Origin of the sequence: Streptomyces sp. NPDC048192 (assembly GCF_043202415.1) — a bacterium.
Classification (GTDB): domain Bacteria; phylum Actinomycetota; class Actinomycetes; order Streptomycetales; family Streptomycetaceae; genus Streptomyces.
Window position 1 is genome coordinate 16,414 of record NZ_JBIDAL010000035.1, and the last position, 1,795, is coordinate 18,208.

The 1,795-nt window shown below is 74.7% G+C and carries 3 protein-coding genes and 1 pseudogene; 2 read left to right on the forward strand and 2 right to left on the reverse strand.

What is annotated here, in order from left to right:
- Positions 1-18: 18 nt before the first annotated feature.
- Both ACGFZN_RS39610 and fusA read right to left on the reverse strand, forming a co-directional pair.
- Positions 19-363: a hypothetical protein gene (locus ACGFZN_RS39610; protein ID WP_393863343.1), complete on the reverse strand. Its 345-nt coding sequence runs from the start codon at positions 361-363 to the stop codon at positions 19-21.
- 216 nt (positions 364-579) lie between these two features.
- A pseudogene (fusA, locus tag ACGFZN_RS39615) lies at positions 580-1,060 on the reverse strand (elongation factor G); the annotation flags it as partial.
- An 8-nt stretch (positions 1,061-1,068) separates the two neighbouring features.
- Here fusA and ACGFZN_RS39620 point away from each other — a divergent pair.
- Together ACGFZN_RS39620 and ACGFZN_RS39625 are read left to right on the forward strand one after the other, a co-directional pair.
- Positions 1,069-1,479, forward strand: a complete 411-nt coding sequence (locus ACGFZN_RS39620; RefSeq protein WP_393863344.1) for a hypothetical protein — start codon at positions 1,069-1,071, stop codon at positions 1,477-1,479.
- The gene (locus ACGFZN_RS39625) at positions 1,476-1,697 is read left to right on the forward strand and encodes a hypothetical protein (RefSeq protein WP_393863345.1); all 222 of its coding nucleotides are present in this window, start codon (positions 1,476-1,478) and stop codon (positions 1,695-1,697) included. The genes ACGFZN_RS39620 and ACGFZN_RS39625 overlap by 4 nt, the downstream gene beginning before the upstream one ends.
- Positions 1,698-1,795: the final 98 nt, after the last annotated feature.

Genomic DNA, 1,795 nt, shown 5'->3' on the forward strand with positions numbered 1-1,795 from the left:
GTCAGTTGCGGTCCCCGGTTACGCGTCGTCCCGGGCCGGCTTGGCGGCGCGCCAGGTCAGGAGGGTGCCCGCGGTGCCGTACAGCAGGAGCAGGCAGCCGTTGGTGGCGTCCCGCCGCCGCTGCAGGGACTCGACGCTGCGCTGCTGCTCGTACGTCCGGGTCGCCACCGCGACGGACCCGTCCAGCACGGAACACTGCGTGTCCCCGGGCCGCATGGGACCCGGGCGCTCCTCCCCGTCCTCGCCCACGTTCTCCCCGGGGCACTCGACCTTCTCCGAGGCCGTCAGGGCGCCGACGAGGGTTCCCGCTCCCCAGAGCGCGGGCAGCAGGAACAACACCACGAGCGCGACTCTGTGCTTCACGGAACTCCCTGCAACGGACCGGCCTTCCGGGCACCGCGCACGACACATGTGTCTCCCGATGTGTCTTCCGGGACGCCCCGCCCTCACGCTACCCGTGCCTGTCCCGCCGCTCCGGGCGGGCCCCGGACGAGGACCGGACACGTCACATGTCCGCCCGTGTGGGCAGCGGTGCCGCACCGCCGACCGGCACGGCAGCCGGCGGTGCGGCACCCGCCCCTACCGGATCGGCGCCGGGGCGTAGCCGGCGGGGCGGGTGGTGAAGGTGCCGCGGCCCTGGGTGCGGCTGCGCAGGCGGGTGGCGTAACCGAACAGCTCCGCCAGGGGCACCGTCGCGGTCAGGACGGCCACACCGCCCCGGGTCTCGGAGCCGCCGACCCTGCCGCGCCGGGCGGCGAGGTCGCCGAGGACCGAGCCCACGGCGTCCTCCGGCACGGTGACCGTGACCTCGGCGACCGGCTCCAGCAGGACGGTCCCGCAGGCGCGCAAGGGCCGCGCGGAGGCCGAGCCGGCCGGCGGTGCGGAAGGCCGTGTCGGAGGAGTCCTTCACGTGCGTGGAGCCGTCGGTGAGCGTGACGCGGAGACCGGTCACCGGGTGCCCGTCCAGCGGGCCCTCGGCGAGCGCGTCCCGGCAGCCGGCCTCGACCGCGCGCACGTACTCCTGCGGCACCGCACCGCCCACCACGGTGGAGCGGAACTCGGCTGCCGATGCTCGGCGCGGTCCTGTTCGACGTCGAAGGGGAGGAACTGACCGTGGTGGCCACCGACCGCTACCGGATGGCGGTCGCGCGGACCGCCGTCACGGGGCACGACGGGGAGCGCGTGCAGGCCCTCGTGCCGCTTCCGCCGGCCGATGCGATGCGGGCGCTGCTCCGGGGTGAGGAACCGGTGGGGCTCACTTTCGACGGTGACCGCGTGTCCCTGGAGTCCGCCGAGGGCCGGACGGCCGGACAGTGCCTCGACCAGGACTTCCCCGACCACCGCCGGCTGGTCCGGCTGCCGGCCGGCCGCCGGTGCCTCGTGGATGTCGCGGCGTTCCGGGAGGCACTGGCATCCGGCCCGGTCCGCACGAGCGACGCCTGCAAGGGGGACGGCGGCCCCGCGCCGTCAGCGTCATGAAGGCGGCGGACGACGGCACGGCGACCGTGTGCGCGGACGCCGGGGACGACCCGGGCGCCATCGGCGTCGACCGCGCCTTCATGCTGGACGCGCTCGCCGCAGGCGCCCGCGGCGAGCTGGTCCTCGAACTCGGCGCCCCCACCGCCCCGTTGGCGATCCGCCGCCCCGACGAGACGCACACCTTCTCGCTCCTGATGCCGGTCCGGCTCGAGGACTAGCCGCAATGCCGTGTAGTTAGCGATGGGTGCCCGGTGTCAAGCGGTGCGGCTGGTCAGGATCTCGATGCTGATGGTGGCTTTGTAACTGGTCCTGTCGA

What these genes read in the sequence shown, in the direction of transcription:
- ACGFZN_RS39625 (WP_393863345.1), top strand. Translation starts at nt 1,476, where the DNA reads ATGAAGGCGGCGGACGACGGCACGGCGACCGTGTGCGCGGACGCCGGG.
- ACGFZN_RS39620 (WP_393863344.1), top strand. Translation starts at nt 1,069, where the DNA reads ATGCTCGGCGCGGTCCTGTTCGACGTCGAAGGGGAGGAACTGACCGTG.